General features: G+C 48.4%; 12 protein-coding genes. 2 read left to right on the top strand and 10 right to left on the bottom strand.

The genetic code is table 11. The features are described 5' to 3' along the window. Nucleotides 1–47 precede the first annotated feature (47 nt). The 10 genes from T491_RS0105905 to T491_RS0105950 all read right to left on the bottom strand — a co-directional run bounded on the left by T491_RS0105905 (nucleotide 48) and on the right by T491_RS0105950 (nucleotide 20287). On the bottom strand, nucleotides 48–2093 hold the full coding sequence (locus tag T491_RS0105905; RefSeq protein ID WP_036915437.1) for a RagB/SusD family nutrient uptake outer membrane protein: 2046 nt from the start codon (nucleotides 2091–2093) through the stop codon (nucleotides 48–50). Nucleotides 2094–2116: 23 nt separating this feature from the next. After that, nucleotides 2117–5365: a TonB-dependent receptor gene (locus T491_RS0105910; protein ID WP_028903070.1), complete on the bottom strand. Its 3249-nt coding sequence runs from the start codon at nucleotides 5363–5365 to the stop codon at nucleotides 2117–2119. Nucleotides 5366–5559: 194 nt separating this feature from the next. Beyond that, nucleotides 5560–8052, bottom strand: coding sequence for a helix-turn-helix domain-containing protein (locus T491_RS0105915; protein ID WP_028903071.1), 2493 nt, complete (start codon nucleotides 8050–8052; stop codon nucleotides 5560–5562). 122 nt (nucleotides 8053–8174) lie between these two features. Beyond that, the gene (locus tag T491_RS0105920) at nucleotides 8175–9056 is read right to left on the bottom strand and encodes a carbohydrate kinase (protein WP_036915411.1); all 882 of its coding nucleotides are present in this window, start codon (nucleotides 9054–9056) and stop codon (nucleotides 8175–8177) included. Between the two features lie 5 nt (nucleotides 9057–9061). After that, a complete protein-coding gene (locus tag T491_RS0105925; RefSeq protein ID WP_028903073.1) occupies nucleotides 9062–10213 on the bottom strand; it encodes an MFS transporter in 1152 nt (383 codons plus the stop codon). A gap of 8 nt (nucleotides 10214–10221) precedes the next feature. Then, nucleotides 10222–11877 carry a DUF4980 domain-containing protein gene (locus T491_RS0105930; protein WP_028903074.1) on the bottom strand — a complete coding sequence of 552 codons (1656 nt, stop codon included), beginning with the start codon at nucleotides 11875–11877 and terminating at the stop codon, nucleotides 10222–10224. Nucleotides 11878–12370: 493 nt separating this feature from the next. Then, a complete protein-coding gene (locus T491_RS0105935; RefSeq protein ID WP_028903075.1) occupies nucleotides 12371–13969 on the bottom strand; it encodes a glycoside hydrolase family 32 protein in 1599 nt (532 codons plus the stop codon). Nucleotides 13970–13981: 12 nt separating this feature from the next. Beyond that, complete coding sequence (locus tag T491_RS0105940; protein ID WP_028903076.1) at nucleotides 13982–15370, bottom strand: DUF4960 domain-containing protein; 1389 nt, start codon at nucleotides 15368–15370, stop codon at nucleotides 13982–13984. A gap of 45 nt (nucleotides 15371–15415) precedes the next feature. Further along, nucleotides 15416–17161: a RagB/SusD family nutrient uptake outer membrane protein gene (locus tag T491_RS0105945; protein ID WP_028903077.1), complete on the bottom strand. Its 1746-nt coding sequence runs from the start codon at nucleotides 17159–17161 to the stop codon at nucleotides 15416–15418. Nucleotides 17162–17176: 15 nt separating this feature from the next. Further along, on the bottom strand, nucleotides 17177–20287 hold the full coding sequence (locus T491_RS0105950) for a TonB-dependent receptor (RefSeq protein ID WP_028903078.1): 3111 nt from the start codon (nucleotides 20285–20287) through the stop codon (nucleotides 17177–17179). 245 nt (nucleotides 20288–20532) lie between these two features. Here T491_RS0105950 and T491_RS0105955 point away from each other — a divergent pair, with 245 nt between their 5' ends. Continuing rightward, a complete protein-coding gene (locus T491_RS0105955; RefSeq protein WP_197018805.1) occupies nucleotides 20533–22035 on the top strand; it encodes a substrate-binding domain-containing protein in 1503 nt (500 codons plus the stop codon). 109 nt (nucleotides 22036–22144) lie between these two features. Then, on the top strand, nucleotides 22145–22801 hold the full coding sequence (gene upp / locus T491_RS0105960; RefSeq protein ID WP_028903080.1) for a uracil phosphoribosyltransferase: 657 nt from the start codon (nucleotides 22145–22147) through the stop codon (nucleotides 22799–22801). Nucleotides 22802–23124: the final 323 nt, after the last annotated feature.

Consider the following 23124-nt stretch of genomic DNA (forward strand, 5'->3'; position numbering starts at 1 on the left):
ATAAATAACTTAATACATTCTTACTAACTAACAAAAACTAAAATCTTCTATTTCTGTGGAAGTCCGTAGCCATTGGTTACCTGGCCTTTCGACTGTGTCAGTACCTCAAATGGAATCGGATGATAATAACGTGGTGCATTGCCGGCTGTTCCCAGACCTGAAAGCAGATTGCGGTCGTAGATGCCTGCCTCTTCGGCAACTACGTCAATACCCCAGTTTGTTTTCACATATCCGTCGGCTTCCAGTGCATGAGCCTCGTGACTGTCAGGATCGATATACTTAAATAAGCCCTTAATGGCTACATTGTGGTCATTGCCCTTAACCTTTGCTTTTACGTCGGTAATCGTGGTGTAGTCATACTGTCCTCTCCAGCCAGGGAAGAGTGCTGCATTAGTTGGATCAGCATCAAAGGTAAGTGGATTTTCCAGATGTACATTCTTGGTCCATACGTATGCAGGGATTGTGCGACCATTGTTAAAGGTGTAATATCCGTTTGCTTTCAATCCCGCAATCATCTCCTTGACCTGAGCGCGCATCTGGTTGGTGCGCTCCGTGAACTTGCCTGATAGGATCATGTCCCAGCGTATCGTACCCTCGAAGAGTAACTCGCGCTGACGCTCCTTGTAGATGGCATCAAGCAGTGCTTCGCCACTCAGACCAGTGGCAATGGCGTGATTATTGTCGCCGAAAGCGCGCTGGCGTATCTGGTTCACCAGACTGATGGCTCCGGCATTGTCGGTGCCCAGTTCTGCTTTACATACTGCCAGCATCAGCATCACGTCGGCCATACGCAGTTCTACGTAGTTGATACCCGACTGGCGCTGTGCACGGACATAAGGTGGATTCATGCGATTGTCGTCCCATTTATTGTTGGAGATGCCGCCTTTGCACTTATTGCCGTTCAGGAACGATAGTAATACCTCATTGCCGTCGCCGTTGCTGCCGGTTACGGTCATACTGACATCCATACGTTTGTCACCATCTTCAAATCCGGTGTAGTAGAACGATGGCACCACGCGGAAGGCACCAAACACCTTACAGGGGGCTGCATTCGAACCACCACCATTTGAAGGACGGCCTTGACTATAAGGACGCTCACTCTGTATAGTCTCCATGTTGCCGATCTCGAAGAGCGACTCTGGACTGATCTGGTTGTTGTGCGCATATTGGAACACCATCTGGAATGGGTTGTTGCAGTAGCCACGACCGTCGGCAGTCACCAGTTGGCAGGTTCCCTTATTCTCGTTAAGTGCCATTGAGAAATACTTCTCGGCTGTTTGTAGATATGTCTTGTAGTCGGTTCGACGAGCGTAAACACATCCGTTTGCCTCAGTGCCCTGTTTGTCGAATTGTACGTCGCCGTACAGACCGTTTACATCCGTACGGATTGTCTGCCAACCAGCAGCGTAGTAAGCCATCTGTCCAATCAGGCCATCAGTGAATGTGCGTGACATGCGTTCTACTGTGATGCCGCCTTCACCTAACTTGTACATCAGTGGCTCAACAGCCTGCAGCTCTGCAATCAGTTTATCGTAGATCTCGTAGCGCGATACCAGCGGATAGCCTTCGGTAGCTACAGAGTTCTCAATGCCGAAGGGCACATCTCCATAGTGCTTGGTCAGGTGGAAATAGCAGTATGCATAAAGTGTCATAGCCTCGCCATAGAGTTGGGTCCACATGTTGGTGGTGCCAGTTTCAACGGCTTTGGCATAATCATCCTTTTTGGCTATGACGTCAGCCACACGACGAGCGCGGGCCAGAGCGCTGTAGAGCGAGTTGAACTGCGACTGCTTGCCGCTGATCTTGGTTTCTTCGGGCATCAGCATACCGATGGTGTTATTAGGCGAGTTGAACTCTGGATAGTATTCGGCATCCGATGTGCAGTCCTCCCAATGGTAGTTACCGCCCGAAGCACAGTTCTGTCGGTATTCAGCGTATGCCCATGAGAGGGCTTTGAAGGTCTCGTCTGTTGATGATGTCACAAATGCATCATCGTTTTTGGCTGGCGATTCTACGTCGAGATAGTCGCTGCACGAAGCAAAGAGCATAGCACAAAGCAGAAAACCGCCTGTTTTTATATTTTTGGTATTCATAATCATTTCGTCATTATTATTTCTTAAAACTGAACATTCAGGCCAATTACGAACGAACGTGAACGAGGATAGGTTCCCCAGTCAAGTCCGATTGTTGGATAGGCTGCGTTACCCTGATTGCTGTTGGTGTTCACCTCAGGATCCAGACCGTCGTAGCCGGTAATTGTCAATAAGTTATATACCGTTCCGTAGATACGGCAGTTACTCATGCCAATCTTGTTGATGATCTGCTTGGGCAGACTGTAGCCTAATGTGAGTGTGTTCAAACGAAGATAGGAGCCATTCTCAATACCGTCACTCGAAACGATACCTGTCTCGTGGTAGGCATTGGCATATTTTGCATTCGCATTCAGTCGGTTCAGGTCCTCTGGTGCTGTATAGCGAACCAGTTCGCCGTTCACGATGTCGTAGTATCTGTAGGCATCCTTCATGAAATCCAGTTTGTTCATGAAGATACCGTTATCCTTGTAACCGTACATCGAGGCCAACTTATTTACGTTGTAGATCTTATTGCCGTAACTCCAGTTGAAGTATAGGCCCAGATCGAAGCCCTTAAAGGTGGCATTGATATTGAAGCCGCCAGTGTGTGTAGGATTCATGTCGCCGATAATGGTGTAGTCTTCCGAGTTAATCACACCATTATTGTCTGTATCCTGATACTTGGGCATACCGGGATAAGCCACCTGACCTTCTGGACGTCCGTCCTTGGGCACGCCATAGAACTGAGAGAGGTTCGAGGCCAGATCGGCAACTCCCTTCTTCAAGGTATAGCAACCATTATCATAATCAAAGTCGGCAGGTGTGTAGTAGCCCTGCGCAACCAAACCATATACCAGGCCTACGGGCTCTCCGACTTTCAGAATATAATCGTCGCTTGGCATACGCATCTGAATCCACTGTGTACCATATTCACCAGTTACTCCATCTGCTAATTTGTCAACATTTCCCTTGTTGAAGTTGATGTTGGCATTGGCGGTTACACTCCAGTCGTTATCTTTATAGATAACACCACTCAATGAGAGCTCCAAGCCTTTGTTGCTGGTCTGGCCGATGTTGGCGAATGTCGAAGTGAAGCCGGTAATGCCAGGCAGCGATGTGTTCATCAGCAGGTCCTTGGTGGTGTTCTTATAGACATCGATGGTACCCCAGAGTCGGCCGTTCAGTAAACTGAAGTCCAGACCGATGTTTCGTGTAATGGTGGTCTCCCATTTCAGGTCTTCGTTGGCCATCGATGCCGAGGCAAGATCATACGAGGGGAGGAAGGCACCGTTCATGATGTAACGCCAACGGTTATCGGTCTCGGCTGCCCAGGTCTGCGACCAGAGGTCGGCACTGATACCGTCGTTACCTACCGTACCATACGATACGCGCAGTTTCAGATTGTCGAGCCAGCTCTTGACACTGGCCATGAATGGCTCCTCGGTGATGCGCCATGCCAGAGCAGCTGCAGGGAAATAACCCCAGCGGTGCTTAGGCGAGAACTTAGAACTACCATCGGCACGCATGGTCACAGTGAGCAGATAGCGGTCAAGCATGTTGTAGTTCAGACGTCCGAAGTATGAGAGAATACGCTCGGGAGTAGAGAATCCTGAGTAGAAATTGGTGGTCTTGCCTGCGTTAGGATCATACTGGTTGATCATGGCAAAGGCATTGTCCTTGCTGAAGTTGGCTGGGAAGTGGTTGGCGTTTACACCGATGCTCTCGCCACCCGAGTTGGTGACCTCCTGACCCAACAGCACATTCAGATTGTGGCCCTTGGCGATATCAATGACGTAGTTCAATGTGTTGGTCCAACGCAGGCTCCAACTCTTGCCCTGTGCATACTGTGCGTCGCCGGCAAACAGTTTCTCGCCTTCGTCGCTCAGATAGTCTGAATAGGTAGCGCCACTCCAGTTCTTGGTCTGGTTCCAGCCGCGTGCTAAGGTGAAATCTGTGTGATAGGTCAGTCCTTTCACGATGCCCCAGTTCAACGAGGCTGTAGCGCGTAGATGCTGGCGCATTGACAGTGGCTCGTAGTCTTTGATGCGCTCGTATGGGCTATAGCGGTCCCAGAGTGTCTGACGGCCATACATATCTATATTGCCTGTGCGTAAGGCACCAAGGTCGCCCTTGATGTCGCTTGTGGCGATAGGACGGAAACGGTAGGCGAACGACAGGATGGAACCCTGTCCGCTGGTGGTTCCCTCGTTGCTCATGCTCTGCACATCGACGTAGCGTGTATCAAGTGCGAAATCGAGGTTCTTGGCCAGTTTCTGGTTGAACTTCAGCGAAATGTTAGCACGTTTCTTATACGAGTTGATCTTCAGTCCTTCCTCGTCCATGTAGTTTACTGAGAAGAGCACCTTGGTCTTATCGGTGCCGTCAGAGATGGTCAGGTCGTGATTATGTGAGAAAGAGTTACCATACACATCCTTCTGTACATCATACTTGCTTACGTTCTTATAGGCCTCTATACCGCCATTGGCCAGTCCGAACAAGTTCGATATCTCAGTGGCATAGGTGGGGTTATAGGCATCTGCCACCGCCCAGGTATAAGCTAAATAGTCATAGGGCGAGAGCGATTCCAGATACTTGGTGGGGGTGTTGAACTTGGCGTAGCCGTTGTACGATACCGATACTTTACCCTCTTTGGCTCCTTTGGTGGTTACCAGGATAACACCATTGGCACCACGCGCACCGTAGATGGCTGTCGATGAGGCGTCTTTCAGCACGTCGATGCTTTCTACCTGATCGGCAGGAATATCGCTCATCGAACCAGCGATACCATCAATCAGTACCAGTGGCTCATTGCTCTGTGAGATAGAACCACCGCCGCGTACACGGATAGAAACCGAGGCATCGGGACGGCCGTCCTGCGATACGATGTTCACACCAGGCAGTTTTCCTTGCAGCGCCTGTGTCAGATTGGCTACAGGAGCCGAAGCTACGTTCTTACCTGATACCGAGGCCACCGATCCTGTCAGGTCACGACGGCGTACAGTCTGATAACCGATTACGACCACCTCGTCGAGCGATGCGTTGTCCTCGTCCATCACTACGTTGATGGTTGACTGACTGCCTACAGTGACTGTCTTGGTCAGATAGCCGATGTAGGAAAACTGAAGTTGTGTTGATGGCTTGACTGACAGGATGGTGTATTTGCCATCGAAGTCGGTCACCGTACCATTCGTGGTACCTTTAACCATCACACTAACACCAATAAGAGGTTCGCCCTGTGCATCTTTCACCAGTCCGGTTACCGTCTGCTGGGCAAAACTCACGAGCCATAGCATGCATGATACTATCACTACTGTAAACCTTTTGAATTGTTGGTTCATTGAATTTTGTTTTTTTATTAATAGTTAGTACTATGAAAAATAAATGTCGGCTGCAAAAGTACACTATTAATAAAAAACGCAGGTGGAAAAACATCCCAATGATAGGGGGTGATTGTGTCAGTACTGGGTATTTGACACAATATTACCTCCTATCTGCCATAATTTTCATCCCTGTATTCCGAGGGCGTCATGCCTGTTTCTGCCTTAAAACATTTCCTGAAGTACACCACGTCTGTAAAGCCGCAGGCATAGGCTACGTCTTTTACCAGCAGACCTTTCTTCAGCATGGCACATGCCTTACGCATGCGAGCCTCACGAATAAAGTCAAGTGGTGTAACGCCCAAGAGCGATTTCATCTTCCGATTCAGCCCCGATCTGCTGGTGGCAGTTGCTTCGGCCATATCGCCTATGTTGATGTCGGCATCCGACAGGTGACTCTCGATGAAGGCTACTGCCCGTTGCATGAAAGCCTCGTCTTCGGGTTTCATCACTTGGCGGGGCATTGGCTCCTGATGGTCGTCGCGTGTTTCACTACCCGCATTGAGTAATGCCAGATAGGCTTCATGCAGTTCTTGCTGGCGACGCTTCAGTCTGATGATATACCGTCGGGTGCGTAGCACGCCCCAAACCGCTGTTATCAGTATCAGGGTGTAGAGTAGCTGTGCCCAGCGTGTCTCCCAGAAGGTGGGCTCCACAATGATGGTTAGCGTGCGAACATTGTTTGCCCATACACCATCACTGTTGGTTGAACGTATCTTGAGCTGATATGTACCAGGCGACAAGTTAAGGAAGGTGGCAGAATGCTCCTTGCCTATTTCGTGCCATGATGCGTCATCCCCCAACTGGTAGGCATAGTTGATGCTACCTCCGTCTGCGTAGTCCAATGCTGCAAAATGAATGGTGATGTCACGGTCTTCCGGTCGTTTCAGTAATAATGTGTTGAGACCGTCGACTGCCAGGTCTGGACTGCCGTTATGGATTGATAGGGCTGTGAGTGCGATAGGCGGCACGAATGTGCTCTTACGGAGCGATTTCGAGTCGACCACGAGTGCGCCGTCCTGCAGGCCGAAGATGATGTGCCCATCAGGCAACTTCGCAGGAATGGCTTCCGAATAGCGGAACGAATGTTTCCAATAGTTGGCGTCGAACACGGCTGTTTGCTTGTTGTCAGGATTCCAGCTGATGAGCTGATTACTGCTGACTATCAAGATAGCCCCATCTGCCTCAATGGCAGATTGTGTCAGGTCTGATGCAAAGCCGGTAGCGGTGTTGAAATGACTGAAAGATAGATCCTTTGCCAAGAGGTTGCTTGAGGCTATCTGGTCGATGCCACCAGTCTCCGTACAGATGAAGATGCGATGCTTGCTGTCTTCGAGTACGTACATCAGGGCATTGTTCGACAGACTCTCAGCCTCTTGCGCATGCCGACTGTGTAGCTTAAAACGTACTTGTCGGGCGTCTTTTTTCGATACATCAGCAACTAATAGTCCGGAGTTGGTAGCTGCTAGCAGCACGCCGTTTTCGGTAATATGGATTTGTCGTACCCTTGGTGCTGCATCCTGTGGATATGATAGACCGTTGCTCTTATTCCTGATAACGGGTTGCTCGGCCTGTGGCTGTTCTATGCAGTTGATACCGCCCTCAAAGGTTCCCACCCAGAGTCGCCCGTATTGATCCTCTGCGATATTGTATAGGTCGTTGCTGTTTAGTGAGAAGTGTGAGATGTTGAAACTGCCGTTATGCTCACGGAGCCTGTACAGTCCATCTGGTTTCGATGCCAGCCAGAAGGTTCCATGTGTGTCTTGCATCACATGATAGATAGGCGAGCCGAACGATGTGTATGATGGATGCAGTCGGCCGTCGCGTCCCAGGTAGCCTAACAGATGGTTGTCTTTGTCGAAAAGCCGGATGCTGGCATCGTCGCGTGTGGTGACCCAGTACCGTTTGGCGTTGTCGATGCAGAATGCCCGCACATGCATGGGCTTGTCCTGTGGCAGCATATTGAAGCTCTTCTGACTGAACGTCAGCTTGTGTACCGAGTTCTCGCTGCGGAACCACACGTTTCCCTGATGGTCTGTCAGTCCGTAGTGCAGATAGCGGTATTGCCCGATACTGGTAGGGTAGGTTATCCATTGTCCGTTCTGCTTATAGGCGATATGGCCGTCGCGCCCAATAGCCCACCTTACGCCGTACTTATCCTGACATTCAAAGATATCGCTATGCGGTACGCTGGGATGCGTGATGCGTCGCTGAAACATCAGCAACTGCTTGCGCTCCTCTTCGGGCTGTACCTTGCTGAACTTACAGGTTTTCGTGTTAAACAGGAATATATGCTCCTCAATCTTGCACAGCAGGTTGTCATCATCGGTTAGTACGGCATCCTGTATGCGGTTCGAAGGCAGGTCGATACCATCGCCTACGCGTGTCTTGAAGCATTCCAGTGTGTAGCCGTCAAAACGGTTCAGTCCGTTCCAGGTGGCAAACCATATCATGCCTTTCTTGTCTTGTACAATCTGGGTAACAAACCATTGTGCCATGCCATTGGTTTCGTCGTAATGGGTCACGGTGCATTGAGGTTGTGCGTTTGTTGGCACAATCCACCTTGTCAGCATGAAGACAATCAGGATGATGATTCTTCGCATTGTTTTAGTAATAATAATTAGTAATCGGGTGCAAAATTAGTAAAAATGGCTGAAAGCTCCAAAACTTCCAGCCATTTTTATTCATTCAGATGGTATGTCTGCCTGAGATGAGGGTACAGCCTTTATTTCTTCAGTTCTGCAGGAATCACTGGCATCGCACCGTTCTGAGTGCACACGTAAGCACTTACCTGTACAGCTGTTTTATGAGCTTGCTGTACGGGATTGCCGTTGATGATTGAAGCACAGAATGAGCCTGTAAATGAGTCGCCTGCACCTACCGTATCGGCAACTTCAACCTTTGGCGTATCCTGGAACGATGTCAGCCCGTCGTCGGTAAATACATACGATCCGTTGGTGCCGCAGGTCAGTACCAGCATCTTCAGGTGATAGTCCTGAACTATCTTCTCGCAGGTGCCGCGCATATCCAGACTGTCGTAACCGAACATGCGACTAACAACCACTAACTCTTCGTCGTTGATCTTCAAGATGTCACAGATACAGAATGAGTCCTCCAGTATCTCTTTCGAGTAGAACTGCTGGCGCAGATTGATGTCGCATATCTTCAAACAGTCTTTTGGGGTGGCATCGAGAAACTTACGGATGTTTTCGCGTGATACCACGTTGCGCTGTGCTAACGATCCGAAGCATACGGCACGTGCGTTCTTGGCAATCTCGTCCATCTCGTCTGTGAATGGGATATTATCCCATGCCACGTTCTCTTTGATGTCGTAAGTGGGGATACCATCGCCTGTCAGGGTTACCTGTACAGTGCCTGTGGGGTAGGGTACCCGTGGCATCAGGTAGTTCAAGTTGTGCTCCTTCAGAGCTTCAATGGTCTCCTCTGCCAGTGCATCCTCACCCAGTGCGCTGATGGCAATGGTGTTATCACTGCCTAAGAATTGTCCTGCGTGATAAGCGAAGTTGGCTGGTGCACCACCTAATTTCTTTCCATCGGGAAGTACATCCCACAAAGCCTCTCCGAGGCCTACGATATATCTCTTCATAATTCTTAGTTGTTTTTTACGTTTTTAATATAGGTAAATAGATAAATCACTCCGATAGCCATCACGATGACTGCTCCTGCCTGGCCCATGGCGTCGCTGGCAAATCCCATCAGCAGTGGGAAGATAGTTCCGCCAAACAGTCCCATAATCATCAATCCTGATACCTCGTTCTGCTTCTGCGGCATTGCTGTCAGAGCCTGTGCAAAACAGATTGAGAAGATGTTGGAGTTGCCATAACCCACCAGTGCGATGGCTGTGTAGAGTATCCACTTCTCAGTGCCGATGAACAATCCGCACATTGATAGTGCCATCATCACTACGCTAATCACAAAGAAGGTACGATTAGGCAATACACGCAGGAAGAAAGAGCCTGTCAGACAGCCGATGGTACGGAAGATGAAGTACAGACTGGTTGCAAATGCGGCGTCGTTCAGCGTCAGTCCCAGTCGCTCCATCAGTATCTTCGGGGCTGTGGTGTTGGTGCCCACGTCGATTCCTACATGGCACATGATACCAAAGAACGATAGCAGTACGATAGGTGTGCCCAGCAGCTTCAGACAGTCTGTAAATGTAGAAGCATTGCCTGACGTCTGTTCTTCTTCGATAGGCGTAATTGCCAATAGTGCTGCAGCCAGAATGCCCACCACGAAGTAGATCATAAACAACACTCGCCAGTCGTAGCCGAACGAGGGCAGTACCTGTGTGGCGCCCCACATGGCCAGATATGGGGCCAGAAACGAGGCAATAGCCTTGATAAACTGTCCGAAGGTAAGTGTTGATGCAAGATTCCCGCCGCCCATCACGGTTGATACCAGTGGGTTAAGCGATGTCTGCATCAGTGCGTTACCAATTCCCAGTAGCGAGAATGCACAGAGCATAATCGGGAAGTTCTCGCCAAACAGAGGCAGTAGCAGCGATACAATAGTCACGCCGAGCGATAGCAATACGGTGTTCTTACGTCCGATCTTGTTCATCAGCATGCCTGTAGGTACGCTGAAAATCAGGAACCAGAAGAATACGAGCGATGGGAAGATGTTGGCGACAGAGTCGGTCAACTGCAGGTCTTCCTTCACATAGTTCGATGCGATGCCTACCAGGTCGACAAATCCCATGGCGAAAAAGCAGAACATCACGGGGATCAGAGCAAATTTTTTCATATGTCTAACTATTTAATTTCGTAGATTGTAACTTTTCCGCCCTTCACCTTGATACTATTATAAGGTTCTGATGGGAATACCAGGTTGGTCATGGCCATTTTTCCTTCTGCATCGAAGGCCTCGATAGAGCAGCGGTCGATAAACAATCGCAGCTGTTTGATATGTCCATAGGTAGGAGCGATAGATGTGCATGCAAAAGCCTCACTGAAGCTCACGTCGCCACTCTTCGTACGGTCCATGCTGAAACTCTGTCGCTGTCCGTCGTAAACCATCACCACCTGCTCGCCCTTGGTATTCGAGAGCACAATCTCGGCCTGATTCTTCACGTCCACCACAATCTCGCAAGCCTCAGTAGGCTTCTTCACTTTGGCGCCACGCATGGCCAGCATCTCCTTCGATGGAACTACGCTTACATAAGTCTCCTCGCCATAGTTGAACAGTCCGAGGTCGCGGGGGATACTGTTGGCCGAGCGGTATTGCTTGGTAGGTACCTGATTGGCATACTGCCAGTTGCTCATCCATGCCAGTACCACATGACGATCCTCAGGTGCGTTATAGAACGATACGGTAGCGTAATGATCCTTACCATAATCCATCCACTTGGTAACCTTTGGCATCGACTCGCAGGTAAACTTATGCCCGTCGAACTGCCCCACGAAGTACTGTGTGGCACTACCTCCGAATGGACCACCGGGGTTGATGTTGCAGATGAGCACCCACTTATTGTTGATCTTCATGAGGTCAGGACATTCCCACACGCCGCCGTGATTGCCATACTCCTGACCGAAAGCTGACTCGTATTTCCAGTCTTTTAGGTTCTCTGACGAGTAGAGCTGCATCTCCTGACCCACTGCCAGGATCATCACCCAGCGCTTGGTGCCCTCAAACCAGAACACATTGGGGTCGCGGAAGTCGGGCTTGTCGCTGGTCAGTATAGGGTTTCCTTCATATTTCTTGAATGTCATTCCACCGTCTTTTGATATGGCCATCGACTGTGTCTGGTGGTGACCGGCTGAGGTGTAGAAGGCTACTACATCATCTCCGTTGGTGATACATGAGCCACTGAAGATGCTACCCAACCAGTCGGGCTCGAATGTCTGTGGCTGTGCTTCCCAATGCACCAGGTCTTTCGACGTAGAGTGGCCCCAGTGCATATTCTCCCATTGTGAACCATAAGGGTTGTACTGATAGAAGAGATGCCATACACCATCTTTGTAGAACATGCCATTCGGGTCATTCATCCAACCGTATACGGGAGTATGATGATATATTGGGCGGAAGCGCTCGCGATTAGTGGTGTCGAAGGTATCGCTATACTTGATTTCCTTCCAACAGGCAAACTCGCCTACGGCACCTTTCAGACGGCGGTCGCCATGAAACTCGATGTCGAGCAAATGGGCATCCTTCAACTCGTAGGGCACGTAATAATCTACGCGATCTACTGCCAGCTTCACATTGATACGCTGTGTCATCTCGTTCTTCCCGTTCACCACGGCTATAGCCGCAATGTCCTCAGTCTCCTGTACGGGCAGCAGTAAGTACTTGGTTGGTTGTTCCACTCGCAGCATGGCATGCTTCTCGCCCAGCACCATCGGTGTTACTTGGGCCATCGCCGATGCAGAGGTCAGTACGGCTGCCACCGCCATCATTACCGTTCTTCTCATTTTGCTATTCATTCTGATTGTACGTTTTTAGATTTTCTGTTGCAAAAGTAGTACAAATTGTGCGTATAACCTATAAATAATGTTTCAAACAATAAGAATAATCGTTCATTGCAACATTTTTTCTGTGTAATGAACGATAAATGATAGGTTATAGTCTTAAAGGTATGCTTTTGGGGGCTAAAAGGTATACTTTTGCAGTTTAAAAGTTATACTTTTGCAGTTTAAAAGTTATACTTTTGCAGGCTAAAAGGTAAGCTTTTATACGCTTGCAATCATATGCCATTTTTCTCTAAGTACTTTTCAATTGCAAAGTACTTAGCGTGCAATTGTTTTCTAACTACTTTGCAAATACTACACTTCAATAAAAATGTGCGACTCTCACGAGCCGCACCGTTCTTACTTTGAATCAATCCATTACCTTACCAACTAAATTTAACCAATTAATTACATTATGAACCTAATACAATAACTAACTAAAAACATTCGCTGTATTTTATTGCTGACTAACCTTCACGTCGCTAACTGTGATTGAGCCACCGTAGTTGTTGATGCTCCAGCAGTTTTTCTGGATGCCATAGATGCGCTGGGTGTAGGCACATACATCGTTGATGTAAAGAGTCAGTACAGAGTTATCTGTGTAGATGTCGATGTTGTAGACATTGTCACTAGGGCGTGCGAAGTTATAACCATCGGCAGCCTCGATGAAGCCCTTGCCTTCCTCGCCTTCCTGCTCGAGGTTAATCTTGCGGCCATCTTCCCACTCGGGGTTAACAACCATTGTATAGTATTTCTTCGAATCAGTACCGCGTACAAATGATACACCAAACTTATCCCAGTTGTTCGAAGTCTTAACAGTGAACGAGATGTGGTTGGCTGTGCCCAGACGGTTGTAGAGTACGTATGCTCCATCGCCACTCAGTGAACCATTGTTGTAGCCATTCGATTCCATCACTGTAGCGTTAACTGTCTGATTATATTTGGCTGCCATTGCAGGCACTGCACCCAGAGTAAGTGTACCATCGTTATGTTGTATAACCTTGTGGCAAACCAATGCACCACTCCAGTTGGGCTCGTTGCCGTCGCCAGCACCTACGTTGGTGTTCTTCTCGTGAATATCGCTACCAGAACGGAATGGGCACCATCCCCAGATGTAACGGTCTGTGCCGTTAGAAGCAGTCTTGGCTGCATAGAGTGAACGACTGTCGAGCACGCCCTCGTGTCCGTCAGGAGCCCACTTTGGTCCGTCATTGAGACAGTTCTTCAGTTCCTCATAGGTTGAGGCTACCATATACTTAACCTTACGGCTCCAGCTGGCGCGATAGCTCTCGCTGAACACGATGTACCAGTAGTCGCCCATCTTGAAGATGTCAGGACACTCCAGCATACGGTCCCAAATCATACGGATACGGCCTACGTGCTCCCAGTTTTTCATGTCGTTCGACTTGAACTCAGCAAATACAGGGTCGCCACCACCATTAGGATAGGTAGAGATAACCATGTGATAGAGGTTGTCGTCGGCTACGAATATCTGTGGATCGCGGAAGTCATTCCCTGAGTAGCCGAAGTCAGGACCGTTCAGAGTCCAAAGTTCGTCCTTAGTCCAGGTCTTAAAGTCGGTAGATGTTGCACGCATCACCACTTCGCGGTTCTTGCAGTTGCCGTTGTGACCTGTGTAGTAGATATAATATGTACCATCCTTCTCGTATGCGCAACCTGTACCCAGTGCTGCATCCTGCTGATAGTCGTTAGCACCGTATGCCAGCAACTCGCCCAGCGACTCGTAGTTAGCACCATCCTTGGTAGATACAGCCCAAATGGGGTGGAAGCGATAAGTCATGTTGTTGATGAACTCCTGCAGATAGAGCACCTTGAAGTCGCCGCTCTTCTGATCGTAGAAAGGCATGGGGTCGCCTACACGGCCAACAGCTGGTGTATAGAATGTGCCAAAGCCGGCAGCATCAGTCGAAGCGAAGAATGTGGTTGTGCCGTTCCAGTCCTTTGCGGGATCGCCGCTGAACTCCTCGTCGCTGCACGCCGTCAGCACAGAGGCTGACAGCATGAGTGCGAATACTGAATATATCATTGTCTTCATAACTTACTGTATTTATTTGGTTAGATAATTGAATGCGTTGAGCAGGATAGTGCCCATGTTGTCGTGATAGTTCGACTCGAAAGGAGTAGGAGAGTTCCAGTCGTAGAGACCTGAGCCAAGACAGATGATACCACCCTTACCAAACTCGCCGTTAGCGGCCTTCAACTCCCATGCGTTCACGCTGTTGTCGCCAGTCAGTGCGCGACCACCGGTCTTAGCCTCCACAGCATCCTTACCACCCTGATAAGTATCCCAGAATCCATACTGCGATGTGGTGTTACAAATAGTGTAATCCTTATCGAGTGTGTAGATGGCATTGTCAGGCGCACCTGGATAGGTTTTCAGGTTATTCCATAGTGGGTGAGTGATGTCGTAGGCAAATGTATGCCAAGGATCGTCGCCCATCAGGTCGGAGCCTTCGCCGCCTCCGCCGCCCCAAACATTGTTTGGATAAGCGTCCTCAGGCATAGCACCCAGTGCGATAGCGTAGTTCACAGCGCTACGACCCAGTACGAATGCGCCACCCTTCTGCCAGTATTCCTTCATTTTGGCCAGTGCTGTCATAGCACCCTGCTCAGCCTCAGCAAATCCGTTGTAGTTGCCGTATGATGAACAATGACGGTGGAAGAATATAAGTTTACACTTCTCGAGTGAGATATTTCCGCCAGCTACGTCGCTCCATGATGCGTAGGCAGCGCTTGCGATGTTACCAGTGAGCCACTTGGCAGCAGCCTTCTCCTCGTCGTTCAGCAGTTCGATGTTCTCTGCATCGCCAACAAACAGTGCGATAGGATCCTCAATCAGTGTTACGTAAACCGTATATACTGTGGTAGCAGTGTTGTCGTTAAGTGTAATCTGGAACGGCTCAGTGAAGTTGCCCTTAGTGCCGCTAGCTGGACTACATGTGGCATCCTCGCTGCATTCAACTTCGAAAGTAGCATTGCTAAGGTCGATACCGCTGTTGGCCATCACGCTTACGGTGATAGTCTTGTCCTGCTGGTTTATGGCACCTTTCACACCCTCAAGTATGAAGAGCGACATCAAGGCCTCGTCGTTACGTACGCTTACCTGATAGTCCATTACCAAGTCGCCATTGCTGATGTGAAGATTGCGATCGGCATCAAAGTTGATGTGGTCGCCCACCTTCATATTGGTCTGTGCGCCAGCAGATACTGTCAGACTTGTTATCTCCATATCACCCTTCTGGGCGAAATCTACGGGCACTTTTACTTTTACCAGTCGCTTCTCTGTGTTGATGGTACCTTCGTATTGTCCGTTCAGGACAAACTTCTCAACCAAGCATGAACCGCTTACGTCGATGCTGCCCGTATGATCATCGTTACAAGCGGTGAGCCCGCATACGATGCATATTGCGCAGATAATGCTATATATCGTTTTCATAACTCTTAACTCTAAATTCTTAATTTTTAAATCTTAACTCGATTCTTACCACTGTCCACAGTTCTGAGTGTAGTGTCCGTTAGATGCTGCCATCTGCTCGAATGGTACAGGCAGGTACTCATTCTTGTTGGCTGTGAACTGCGATCCGCTCAGGAAGTTCATCTTCTCACTCTCTGTAGAGTAGTACTTGTTGAGTACAGTTGCTGCATCGCCCCAACGTACCAGGTCGAAGAAACGCTCGCTCTCCATAGCCAGCTCCAATCGGCGCTCCATCTTGATAATCTTCATGGCCTCGTCCTTGCTGTAGCTACCGTTGTACTTACCTACTGCATAGTGTACACCATACTTATTAGGATAGTTGGAAACCACGCTGCCTGTTGCCATACCAGCTGCACGCTCGCGAACCTGATTTACCAGGGCGATAGCCTCAGAAATCTGTCCCAGTTGAGCCTGTGCCTCAGCACGCATCAACAGAACGTCAGCATAGCGTAGAACGATGCGGTTCATCGAACTTGCCCACTGTGAATCGCACAGATACAGATAGCTGTCAGTAAGAGATGGATCAACATTCTGCTTTAGCGATACAAAGTATCCGAATGTACCACCTGAGCGGCTCCATGCGTTGCTCTCGGCAATCATAAAGCTTGGGTTGAACATATATGGAGTACCAGGTACACCTACTGTTACAAACAGTCTTGGATCTACAGTCTGTGTTGAGCCTACGGTGTATTCTTCGTCTGCAAAAGTGTCGAGCATTGGCAGACCGTCGCTGTTGGTGCGATAGGCACTTACCAGATTGTGCGATGGCTTATAGAAGTCGCAACCAGAGTCGTGTACCTTAGGAATACATGGAACAATCAGTCTGTAAGAGAAGTTCAGATTGCCATAAACTGTACCATCGTTTCTAGAGTACTGGATAGCCCACAGACTCTCCTTGCCGTTCTCGTACTGCTCCTCAGGACGGAAGTTGTTGTGCATATCTGGCTCCAGACCATAGCCGGCCTTGGTATAGATGGCTGGATTGGTGTAATCTACAACCTTCTGCAGGTCTGCCTCGTTGATGGCTGTTACCTGATTGCTGCTGGCATCGTCCTGACGATATGCCTTATACAGATATACCTTAGCCAGGAATGCTGCACAAGCGGCCTTTGTTGGGCGTCCCTTCTCAGTCTGAGCTTCTGGCAGTACTGCGTAGGCATCCTCCAGATCGTTGATAATCTGCTGCCAACCCTCGTCGTTGGTATACTCTGTGTTCGAGAGATTATTGTAGTCCTCTTCCTGCATGTTTGGCTTGTTCACAAATGGAATCTTCTTAAATAGTCGCTTCAGCTGGAAGTGGCCGTATGCACGCAGGAACTTCATCTCGGCAGTACGCTGCTGTATGGTAGCATTCTCCTGATCGGCACTTGCCAGAATATCAAGCGACAAGTTAACGCGTGAAAGATAGTTGTAGAAGCGATTCCAGATAGAACTGAAAGGCCAGTCGGTAGTCATTACGCCAGTACTCTTTTCTAGTCTGTGGAAAGGCTCACCATCAGAGAAGTCTGAACCGCCAACGTATGCGTCGTCGCTTCGTGTGTCGTAGTTCCAGAGTGAGAACGATGCGTTCATATCCTCAATCGAAACCAGTCCAGCGTATGCTGAAATCAGCACGTTGTCGATATACTCAGGGTTCTTTACCTCGTCCTGAGTCAGCGTTGCCTGTGGCACCTGTTCCTCCAGGAAATCAGAGCAGGCAGTAAGACCGCAGATTACGCAGATTGCGCAGATTGTTCTATATATCGTTTTCATAATCGTTGCTATATTTTAGAATGAAACATTAAGTCCGAATGTAAGATTGAGGGGAATAGGATAGTTGAATCCAGGGTTCTCAGGATCTGCACCTGTAAACTTGTTGCTCTTGATAGTGATCAGGTTCTGAGCCGAAGCGTAAAGACGTATGCGGTCTGTGTGTAGCTTGTCTGTCACCTTCTTAGGTATGTTGTAACCCAACTGTATGGTGCGCAGCTTCACGTAACTACCATTCTCTATATAGTAAGATGAAACACGTCCTTCATTGTTTGTATCCGATGTGGTGAGTGCAGGGATGTTGCTGCCAGGATTAGCTGGGCTCCAGGCATCGAGTGCTCGCTTACCCTTGTTCAGATAAGGTACGTTGATGGCTGAGTTGGCCCAGAAGTCGGTCTGCGACTTATATCCGCGACAGTCTACATCAACACCCTGTACGCCTTGCCAGAACATAGTCAAATCCCAGTCCTTATACTGCAGATAGATGTTCAATCCCCAAGTGAAGTCGGGTGTTGGATCGTAAATCCAGTCCTGGTCGGCCTCAGTAATAACGCCGTCGCCATTAAGGTCCTTATAGCGTATGCGGCCCAGGCCAGCACCTTCCTGTGTAGCATGATTATCAATCTCCTCCTGACTCTTGAAGATCCCGTCGTAGATGTAGCCTACCTGCGAGAACATAGGATGACCTACAACACTCTTCACACCGTTACCACCATACTTACCGTTGGCAGCTACTGTCTCAGGCAGTTTTGTTATCTCGTTCACATATTTACTGATGTTTCCGTTGATGTCCCACGAGAAACCATTCTCCAACTGGTGGCGATAACCAATGCTCAACTCCCAACCGTTGTTCTTTACCTCGCCGGCATTGATCCACTGACCAGAACCTTCACCCATAGCTGCGATACCTTCCATGAAGAGCAGAATGTCGGTAGTCTTCTTATTGAACCAGTCGAAACTACCATAGATTTCGTTTCTCAGCATAGCGAAGTCTAGACCGATGTTATGCTGTGTGGTTGTCTCCCACTTGATATCGTCGTTGCCGCGCTGATTGCGTACGTAACCGTTAGCCAGATCGTATCCGCCGTTTTTACCGCTAATGTCGTATGATGAACCAGCCTGTCCGCTGCCCCACAGTCCTGTTGATACAACGCTCTTGTAGAGGGTGTAGCGTGCTGTGTTCGAAATCTCCTGGTTACCAGTCTGTCCCCAAGAGTAGCGCAGCTTCAGATTGTCGAGCCAGCCCTTTGTCTTAGCCATAAACTTCTCTTCTGAGAGGCGCCAGCCTGCAGATACTGATGGGAATGTACCGTACTGGTTGTTTGTACCAAATCGGCTCGAACCATCTCGACGGATAGTAAAGCTAGCCAGATACTTGTCATCATAGGTATAGTTAACCTTTCCGAAGAAAGATACAAGACTGAAACCTTCGCCTGAACCTTCTGCCAGTTGCTTGCCTGCACCTGCACTTGGCCACATGTAGTCGGTGTTAAGAATAGCCAACTCATAGCGCTTGGCACTGTTCCACTTGTAGTCCTGACGATTCACCTCAGTACCAATCATGGCGTCGCCACGATGTTTGCCGATCTCAAGATTATAGGTAGCTATGGCGTTCCACATCCAGCGCATCCAGTGCTCCTGCTTGCTCTCTACGGCACTATCGGTACGCTTTACCTTACCATTTTCGATAGGGTAGGTAAAGAATCGCTGCTCTTTCTGTGTGTAGTCCATACCAAGAGTGGTGCGAATCATAAAGTTCTTGAATGGAGTGATGCTCAGATGTACATCGCCGAATGAGCGCCACTGTGTATATTCATTGTCCTTTGCATTGTCGATCATGCTCAGTGGATTCTCGCGCTCAGAGTAAGCACCCAGTGCCTGAGCATATTTGCCATTCTCTGCATAAATAGGGAAGTTTGGATTGAACTCCAGTGCGTGCTCCAACACACCACCGGGAGCGTCAACACCCTTTGTGCGGTTCATAGTGAAGTTCTCACCAATGATCACCTTGCCGTCGAATAACTTATAGTCTGCATTAGCACGAGCCGACAGGCGGTTGAAGTTACTTTTCTTAATGGTTCCCTGGTTGTCGTAGTAGCCCAGTGAGAAGAATGAGCTTCCCTTCTCCGATCCATTGCTTACAGAGAGATTATACTGCTGTACCACACCTGTGCGTGTAATTTCATTAAACCAGTCTGTATCACCTGCACGTACACTGGCGTTCTCGTCCAGATACATGTTCATAGTCATATTATTCAGTACGGGATTGCCCTTAGCGTCGTAACTCCAGTCGTAGTTGTATCCCAGATTGTTGTTGCTTGGGTTCACACCGTCGTTCACGCAAGCCTGCCAGTAGGCGCGTCCCCACTCACTGGCGTTCATAGTCTCAATCTTATTGGTATAGAATGATGTAGCAACGCTACCGTCGAAGTTCACCTTCACCTTGCCATCCTTACCCTTCTTGGTGGTGATAATGATCACACCATTGGCTGCACGGCTACCATAGATACTGGCTGAGGCAGCATCCTTCAGCACCTGGATGCTCTCGATATCATTACCGTTCAACTCGTGCATACCAGCTTTTGTGGGTACGCCGTCGATAATGTAAAGTGGATCGTTGTCGTTCAGGGTTCCAACACCACGTATACGAACCGTAGCAGCACCTGATGGATTACCATCGGCTGTGATATTCATGCCTGGTACACGACCTTGCAGAGCCTTCATCGGGTTGTTTTCGTTCTGCTTGGCTATTTCATCCACGCTTACGGTCGAGATGGCACCAGTCAGGTCTGCCTTACGCTGGGTGGTATAACCAGTTACTACCACTTCTTTCAGTAGTTCGCTGTCCTCTTTCAGCGTTACCTTCATACCTTGTTGTGCTGGCGCCTCCTGTGTCTGGTAGCCAATGTACGAGATAACGAGGATAGCACCTTCGTTTACTTTTAAGGTGAAGTTTCCATCGAAATCAGTCACAGTACCGTTTGATGTTCCTTTCTCCTTCACTGTGGCGCCGATGAACGATTCTCCTGTAGCGTCGACCACCGTACCACTGATCTCTGTCTGAGCGTACATTATAGTACTCATCAGCAAGAGTGCAAAACTCAGAAACATTTTCTTTAGTTCTTTCATTGTTGCTTGTTTTAATTGTTAGTACTCATTTGATTTTAAATTTCTGCTGCAAAAGTACAAATGTATCGTTAGCACAGCGTTAAAATATCGTTCATCCCGTTCAAAAATTGTTTCAATGTATCATTTTTGTTATCAAATGAACGTTTTTTGTTAGTATCTGTTGGCAAATATACAAAAATTACGCAAGAATGTCTTGTATATCAGAACTTTTTTTTATATTTGCCAACATAAAACTTAAGACGATTATGAGGAACTTATCAATTTACCTTTTTACGTTTGCTGCAGTCCTGCTGATGGGTTGCAAGCAAAACGAACCTAAATATATAATAGGTGTTTCACAATGTTCTGAGGATATATGGCGTGATTGGCAGAACGCCGAGATGAGAATGGAGGCTAACTTCCATGAGGGCGTAGAACTACGTTTTACTGCTGCTCACGACGATTCTGAACTTCAGAGTAAACAGATAGACAGTCTGGTAGCGAGTGGTATCAGTCTGCTGATTGTGGCTCCTAATCAATTGACATCGGTATCACCTGCCATCGACCGCGCATACGACAAGGGCATACCTGTTATCGTGTTTGAACGTAAGACAGACTCACGCAAGTATACCGCCTTTGTAAGTGCCGACAACTACGAGATGGGACACATAATGGGCGAATATATCGCAACACAGCTTAACGGCAAGGGTACTATCATGGAGATTATGGGCCTTAAAGGTTCGTCTCCCGCCGAGGAGCGTTATAATGGTTTTCACGTTGCCATAGCATCTTATCCTGAAATCAAGGTTGTGACCGAGATACAAGGTGACTGGACTGAGCCTACGGCTTATGAGGCAGTGAAAAACTGGAAAGGTGATTTGAATGGCATCGATGTTGTGTTTGGTCATAATGACCGTTCTGCCATTGGTGCCCGTAAGGCGTTCGAAGAGCGAGGCGCCAGACTGCCGATGTTCTGTGGTATTGATGCTTTGCCAGGAGTTGATGGCGGTATTCAGCAAGTGCGTGATTCGCTGCTTGATGCATCGTATATCTATCCTACACGTGGCGACCAACTGCTACAACTGGCCATCGACATACTCGATGGTAAACAATACCAAAAGGAGACGATGCTCACATCAGCTCTCGTAACTCGTGATAATGCAACGGTGCTGCTACTTGAAAGCGACGAGGTAGTGCGTCAGGCTCATAATCTTAATAAACTTCAGAAAAAGGCTGCTGGCTATCTTGAACAGCTGTCAACGCAGCGCACCATCTCGCTGTTGGCACTCTTTGCTATTGCTCTGTTAGCCCTTGCCCTTGTACTCTTTATCCTGTATTATCGCAGTAAGGTTTCGGCTCAGCGCGAACGCATCGTCAATAATCTGTGGAATATGGAAGCAGAAAACGTAGCTAAACAACCTGTAAGACAACAACCTACAGTCGAAGAGCCAACTCAGGAACCGCTGTTCATTATCCGATTCAAGGATGTTGTTGAGGCTCGTCTTTCAGATAGCGATCTGAGTGTTGACGATTTGGCCGCAGCCATGAATCTCAGTCGCGTGCAGCTATATCGTAAAGTAAAGGCCATCTCAGGTTCTTCGCCTGTGGAATTGCTGCGTACAGCCCGATTAAATCGCGGTTACCAGTTATTGGTGAAAGGTGATAAAACCATCTCTGAGGTTGCCTACGAGGTTGGTTTTACTGCTCCCAGCTACTTTACCAAATGCTTTAAGGAAGAGTTTGGAATCAGTCCTTCCGATTTGTCCTGACGATAAAAACGTTACTCTTTGTCGTTTTTTCTGTATTTTCTTGCGATTGAAGGAAAAAAGTTGTACCTTTGTGGCGTTTGAATGATCGGACAAATAACGAAATAGTATGATTGAAGTTGTAGATTTTAGTAAGACTAACTCGGTGATCAACCTGTATATGGCTGAGCTGAGAGACAAGAACTATCAGAAGAACCGACTGCTGTTCCGTCATAACATCAAGCGCGTAGGCGAGATGATGGCGTACGAACTGTCGAAGACACTGGAGTACAGACCGAAGACGGTGACAACACCACTTGGCACACTGGATATCCAATTGCCTAAGGAGGATCTCCTGATTGCTACCGTATTGCGTGCAGGACTTCCCTTCCATGAAGGCTTTATTAATGTATTCGACCATGCCGACAATGCCTTTGTATCGGCCTATCGTATGTACACCAACCGTGAGCATACCGAAGTAGGCGTACATACAGAGTATCTGGCTGCACCAAGTGCCAAAGGAAAAACACTGGTAATTGTTGATCCCATGCTGGCGACAGGTGGCTCGATGGCAGCAAGTATCGAGGCACTGGTAAGAACGGGCAAGCCTAAGAAAATCCATGTGGCTTGTGTGATTGCTGTGCCCGAGGGTCTTGAGGTCGTAAAGAGTGCGCTCCCTGATGGCTCTACCATCTGGTGCGCTGCTATCGACCCAGGCATGAACGAACATAAATACATCGTTCCTGGCTTCGGCGACTGTGGCGACCTCTGTTACGGAGAGAAGTTATAAGAAAAAAAAAGAAATCCCACTCAATCGGAGGGCACTGAAAAAGCCCTCCATTTGAGGGGGCAACCTTGATTTTTATTAAAAGCAGATTGCATATAGCCGTTACATACGGATTGGCAATCTGCTTTTTTCAATTTTCAGTTTGTGGTCAGTAATACCCCCAGATGAGGTTTATACGGCTTCTTAAAGAGCTTTTTTTGAGAAATATATTCTTTGCTCAGATTAGTTTGAGGATTCTCTTGATATTTGCGGCAAAAATGGTGATAGCTCCTTGCATTTGCATGGAGTACAGGCCATATGATTCTGCCCTGTTGTAGCCATAGACG

Origin of the sequence: Prevotella sp. P6B4 (assembly GCF_000619985.1) — a bacterium.
In the GTDB taxonomy this organism is placed as follows: Bacteria; Bacteroidota; Bacteroidia; order Bacteroidales; family Bacteroidaceae; genus Prevotella.